Annotated in this window: 7 protein-coding genes; all 7 read right to left on the reverse strand. The window is 47.3% G+C overall.

Annotated features, from left to right (window positions below; all coding sequences use genetic code 11):
* Positions 1-5 precede the first annotated feature (5 nt).
* Positions 6-203, reverse strand: coding sequence for a 50S ribosomal protein L35 (gene rpmI, locus CIK89_RS06035; protein ID WP_022159100.1), 198 nt, complete (start codon positions 201-203; stop codon positions 6-8).
* A 73-nt stretch (positions 204-276) separates the two neighbouring features.
* Complete coding sequence (gene infC / locus CIK89_RS06040) at positions 277-963, reverse strand: translation initiation factor IF-3 (RefSeq protein ID WP_094390500.1); 687 nt, start codon at positions 961-963, stop codon at positions 277-279.
* Positions 964-1,740: 777 nt separating this feature from the next.
* The gene (locus CIK89_RS06045; protein ID WP_094390501.1) at positions 1,741-2,238 is read right to left on the reverse strand and encodes a hypothetical protein; all 498 of its coding nucleotides are present in this window, start codon (positions 2,236-2,238) and stop codon (positions 1,741-1,743) included.
* Positions 2,239-2,439: 201 nt separating this feature from the next.
* A complete protein-coding gene (locus tag CIK89_RS13500) occupies positions 2,440-2,550 on the reverse strand; it encodes a smalltalk protein (protein ID WP_158214686.1) in 111 nt (36 codons plus the stop codon).
* Positions 2,551-3,399: 849 nt separating this feature from the next.
* A complete protein-coding gene (locus CIK89_RS06050; RefSeq protein WP_094390502.1) occupies positions 3,400-3,618 on the reverse strand; it encodes a DUF4248 domain-containing protein in 219 nt (72 codons plus the stop codon).
* Between the two features lie 383 nt (positions 3,619-4,001).
* Complete coding sequence (locus tag CIK89_RS06055) at positions 4,002-4,934, reverse strand: CHC2 zinc finger domain-containing protein (RefSeq protein WP_158214981.1); 933 nt, start codon at positions 4,932-4,934, stop codon at positions 4,002-4,004.
* Positions 4,935-4,948: 14 nt separating this feature from the next.
* On the reverse strand, positions 4,949-6,041 hold a 1,093-nt coding region (locus CIK89_RS13505; RefSeq protein WP_216820465.1), incomplete at its 5' end, for a hypothetical protein.

Raw genomic sequence — 6,041 nt, forward strand, 5'->3', positions numbered from 1 at the left:
GTGAATTAACGGAGACACAACAGGTCACGAACCTGCTTCAAGTTGCTGTTGTCCACGATAGCCTGGTGAACCAGGTTACGCTTCTGCTTCTTAGTTTTCTTAGTCAGAATGTGACTGTGGTAAGCATGGTGTCTCTTGATCTTACCTGTACCGGTGAAACGAAATCTCTTCTTTGCGCCGGAATTTGTCTTTACTTTTGGCATTGTTTTGTTATTTAATTGTTATTTAATAATATGGTGGCAACGCATATACCGGGCGTTACGCACCTGTTTTCGTTCAGATATTGTTTTTCAACTTTTCGAGAGCGTCTGCGCTAATCTTGGCGTTTGCCAGCATACCGCTTTTCGTTTCCACGCGCTCTTTGGCCTGCTGCTGCTCTGCCTCTTTGATCTCGGCTGCAGAAGCCTCTCTGTCGCGAGCCTGTTGACTCTTCTTGGCCACACCTGCTTTCTTAGGAGCGAGATAGATAAACATCTTCTTACCTTCGAGTGAAGGCATGTGTTCTACCTTACCGTATTCCTCCAGATCGTTTGCGAAACGCAACAGGAGCACTTCTCCTTGTTCCTTAAACAGGATAGAACGTCCACGGAAGAATACGTATGCGCGTACCTTATTACCATCTTCCAGGAATTCCTTGGCGTGCTTCAGCTTAAACTGGTAGTCGTGCTCATCGGTCTGAGGTCCGAAGCGAATCTCCTTCACTTCCACCTTCACCTGCTTGGCTTTCATTTCCTTCTGACGCTTCTTCTGCTGATAGAGGAACTTCGAATAGTCGATAATGCGACAAACGGGAGGGTTGGCATTTGGGGATATCTCAACGAGGTCAACGCCCTCTGCACGAGCCATATCCAATGCTTGACGAGTGGGAACTACTGTTGATCCGTCGTCTCCCACAATACGTACCTCACGCACACGAATCTGTTCGTTGACGCGGTACTGATTCTTCATGTTGTCATTCTTCATCGACTATATTTTCGGTGTAATTACTCAAATTGGCTGCAAAGTTACTGTTTTTATTCGGACTAACAAAACTTTTCGCATTATTTTTTCATTATTTCTCACATATTTTTATTCCCTACCCTATTTTGTCGCACAAGGAGCGTTTTAGGTTAAAGGTAAAAGGTTAAAGGTTAAAGGTTAAAGGTTAGAGATTCTAGTTAAAGATTTTGTTCAAGATTCTTGTTTAGATTTCGAGCATCTCCGATGCGATCCATAATAAAGTCCTTCCCAAAAGCGAGGAACTCGAGCGCATTTTCAGTCGAGATTTTTATTTAAAGATTTTATTTCCGTCTAATATCCGTTTAAATTCCGATGATTATTTCTGGCCAAAGGCCATATTTCATTAAAGATTTCCTCCAAAGATTTCTTGCCGTAGGCAACATCTTAAAAATGATTTCCTCCAAAGATTTCTAGCCTTCAGGCTACCCCCCAAAAACATCCGTCTAACATCCGTTTAAATTGGCATACGCCTTTGTTTTCTCGCCATGGCATAATTAAAGCGAGCTTTATTCTGCTCATGGCTTAACGAAAACAATCCGATAATGATTGATTTCTGGCCAAAGGCCATATTTTTTATTAAAGATTTCCTCCAAAGATTTCTTGCCGTAGGCAACTAAAATCCGCGGAACACAAATAAAATCTGTGTCATCCGTGTCCTCCGTGGATAAAGAATACAGCGCCCCTTGACAACAAGGAGCGCTGTGACGATGAAGGAATTATGGTTAAGAAGAAAACGGAAGACTAACCCTCCAGACCTCCGCCACCAGGCTGTTCAGTACCCTGGTCGCTTCCACCGGGCTTCTGCTCAGTACCCTGGTCACCGCTGCCAGGATTGGTAGTAGAACCGGTATCCTCGCCGTCCACATTAGGAGCATCGATGGAGTCAGGCAACTTGATGTTAAACTCCTTGTCCATGTACTTAAACAACACCTGGTTGACGTTAGAGAAGGCGAAGGTGCGTTTCAGCTTCAGGGCATACTGGTAGATAGGAGTACCCTTGATGCCGTTCTTCTCGTTCGGGCGGTTAGCCTTAAGCCATGCGCTGCTGGCAGCCTGCTGTTTGGCGAACTTCTCGCGCTGCAGCTTCTGCTTCTCAGTAGCAGGACCCTTGTATGGGTTGGCGAGTTTGGCGAGATGGATTTTGTTACTGGACTTGTTAGTGGCGAAGTAGTCGTTAGACTTGTTACCATACTTACCACTGATACCTTTGATGATGTCGATTGCTTGAATTGTAGCCATAATAATTGTGTTTTTTAAGGTTAATAACTGAACTTTCGCATGTGGGGAAGTTAAGGGAAGTTAGGGAAGTTAGAGAGAAGTTAAGAGAGAAATGTCCTACGTCTTACGGAAAAAAGCTATTGTCTCTTAACTTCCCGAACGACCGTAGGGAGTGATAACTTCTTTAACTTCAATCAATTCCCTCAGTTGCGCATGTGGTTGTCAGATGCCGACGCAACTCTGAACGCCGAGTGTGGCGAGGAGTGCTGTGATCACGCTTACGATAAACTGGAGTACAGTCTTGAGCGTTTCTTTGTTTTTTGTGTTACTCATGGTATTAGATCATTAAAGTTACTTACTTGGCTGTTGCCACCTGCTACATTCGGGGCGCCTCCGAGATGCGTTCGGCTTCTGCCAGCCTTTTTTGTTTCTGTTGCAAAGATACAACATCCCCAAAAATCAATCATACGTTTCTATACGTTTCCTGCGATTCGAGGACATTTTCTTTTAAATTCCTGAACTTTCGCATGTGGGGAAGTTAAGGGAAGTTAGGGAAGTTAGAGAGAAGTTAAGGGACAAATGTCCTACGTCTTACGGCAAAAGGTTAAAGGTTATGTTTCGTGTTGCTTGTGCAAGAAATCTTGGAGGAAATCTTCATGTAAAATCTGAGGACCTAAACGGCCCAGAAATCTATTTAAGATAGCTATCTCCCTAAAATATTTCTTGCGAAGCAACATCTTAAACAGGATTTCCCCAAAAGATTTCTAGCCTTCAGGCTACCCAAAAAAAAATCCACGGATCACACGGAGAACACGGATTATAGTTAAAGATTTTGTTCAAGATTTTCGTTAAGATTTCGAGCCTGTAAGGCGATCCATAATAAAACCCTCCCCAGAAGCGAGGTATTCGAGCGCATTTTCAGTCAGGATTTTTGTTAATGATTATATTTTTAGTTGCCTGTCGGCAAGAAATCTTAGAGGAAATCTTTGGTAAAAATCTAAGGACCTAAACGGTCCAGAAATCTATTTAAGATTCTATTTCCTTAAAATATTTCTTGCCGTAGGCAACATCTTATTAAAAAAGATTTCCTCCAAAGATTTCTAGCCTTCAGGCTACCCAAAAATTCATCCGTCTAATATCCGTCTAAATTCCGATGATCCGATGATCCGATGATCCGATGGATCACGGCCCACCCAGGTATTCCACGATGAGTCTGACCTCACGTGCCGAAAACCACTTACTCGTTTTCCTGTACCCCTGCTTCGCAAGGGCAGCCGTCAGGGGCTGACAGCGGCAGATCCATGACATCAGGCGGTTGACCGCCGTGTGCGGCGTGGCAGACGGGAAATATCTGAGCGCCAAATCTTTTTTGGTATAAGACCGAATTTCAAAATCGTTCATAGCGTGTTGTTGTTAACTGAACTTTCGCATGTGGGGAAGTTAAGGGAAGTTAGGGAGAAGTTAAGGGACAAATGTCCTACGTCTTACGGCAAAAGGCTATTGTCTCTTAACTTCCCGAACGACCGTAGGGAGTGATCACTTCCATTTTATGGCACCTTTTCTCGCCATGACAGAATTAAAGCGAGCTTTATTCTGCTCATTTGGCTTAACGAAAACGTTGGATTTCATCCTTCGTTTTCTCGCCATGGCAGAATTAAAGCGAGCTTTATTCTGCTCATTTGGCTTAACGAAAACGTTGGATTTCATCCTTCGTTTTCTCGCCATGACAGAATTAAAGCGAGCTTTATTCTGCTCATTTGGCTTAACGAAAACGTTCTTTTACTTCAATCAATTCCCTCAGTTGCGAAACTTGAATTGTTAATAGATGAAACATAATAATCAGAGAAATCCTTGCACCCTGCCGGCAACTGGTGGTGATGGAGCGTCGGCAATACCTCACGCAACTGCATGAAGAGACGCTCACCAGGCGCATCGCGGTCGGGAAACATGTGGAACGACGTACCCAACCGGTTTGCCAGATCGCTCAACAACTCCTTGTCTGCCACGGAGAGCAAGGTGGCAGACGGAATCGCCACCGCCTTATGACCCGCCGAGAGCATCGCCCAACAGTCGGAGCATCCCTCCGTGATGTAGAGCGGTTCCTCAGGCCGCAGCATCGCCACCACAGGCAGGTTGTAGATCGTGCAGCGAGCCCCGTAGGGGAAGCGGAAGCGCGGCGTCACGTCCCCCTTGTGGTAGTCGAGGTTGCGGTTCTGCAAACCGATGAGCAGCCCCGTCGTGTCGAAATACGGCGTCTGCAACCAATGGATGCCCAGACGGTCGGTCCACGACGACAGGCGACACCAGCGCACCACACGCGGATTGATCTTCCGTTCGGCAAACAGGAACTGTTGCGCCTCGCTGCTCAACCACGGATGTTCGAAGTTACGGGCATAGCGCGAGGCATCAAACGGCCTCATGGCTTTCTCCGCCACAGGCGTGCGCGGTCGGTATTCGTCGATCACCACGTTAGCATCGTCAGCCAGCCAACGGCACGCCCTGGGGAAGTCCTTGTCGAGGTGGCGCATCACGAGGTCTATCGTGCCGCCGTGAGCCCCACAGGCAAAACACCTGAAGCTGTTAGTCCTTGCGAGAAACGTCATACTCGCATGATGGTCATCATGAAACGGACACAGACACTTATGTCGCGTCACCCGCAGTCCGAGGCGCTCCGCCACCGCCTCAATGGGCAGTGCGCGAAGCTTTTCAATCTTCATTCTGTCGAGCATGGCTATTTCCTTTTAGTACCACGTCCGGCAACATTCCCCGTCAGATACTCCTGCGTCTTGGAGTACAGCCCCGTCTGGGCAGAATAGGTGATGAAGTTGCGGTGAGTCCAAACTCTCAATTGGCGCTTAGTCCCCTCCCTCGATTTGCCGAGAGAGACGCGGAGAGCCTCCAGTTGCGCCTCGTTAAACGTATCAGGCAGGTCACACAGCATGTTCTTCGGACCACTCTTCTGTGCGTCACCCAAACTGTCGCTACCCTCTTTGAACATATCTCCAAATATTTGCGATTTAGACCAGAGGTCGTAATACACCAGCCATTCCACGAAATCGCCCATGCCCTTAGTCCATGTCATGCCGTTCAGGATATAGAGCACGCACCCTTTCTTCCATGCATTCACGATAGACCGCTTACTCATATCCCACAGGGTATCATCATCCGTGAGGTCAGCCAGCGCCGCCATGTCGAGCGCCAGTTTATCAGCCAATTTGTTGAGCGGTTTCACGACATGGCGACCTTTGCAAGCCTGCAGGCGCACGATATAGGCATCGAGTTTCTTGAGGAAATCCTCATCATACTCCCCCTGTCGTGGAATATGCCCATCGCGATTGCCGCGAGCCTTATAGGAAAAAGCCACACGTCCGAGCGTACCGTTAAACAAGTCGCGCTTGAAGAAATTCCTTGCTTCACCAGGAGTACATGAAATATTCATGTTGACACGCAGCACCGGATTTCCCGTCACACCCTCAGCCGTGGCACGAAGTGCACCAGCCCTGGCCTTGTCGTAGATGTTGCGGATAGTCTGCGTCACCTGCTTATGACCGCCGCATATCTTGTCAGCCATCTCCACCTCCGGCATGTTATAGTATTGCGTGTGTGCGTTCCCCTGTTCACATGCCATCGCATTCTGTATGAAGGCAGCATTGGTCACATCGGAAGGTGGAAACCAAAACGAGACATCCGGACGAATAGGTTTCTCCTTGTTGGCACCTTTCGACTTCATGTTTCTTTGCCATTCCACGAGCTTCTGCAGCTCCACTTCATCATGCTTTCGCGCGAAACGCATCATCGCTTCAACATATCCCTGCAGTTGGCCT

The organism is Prevotella sp. P4-119 (genome assembly GCF_002251345.1).
Classification (GTDB): domain Bacteria; phylum Bacteroidota; class Bacteroidia; order Bacteroidales; family Bacteroidaceae; genus Prevotella.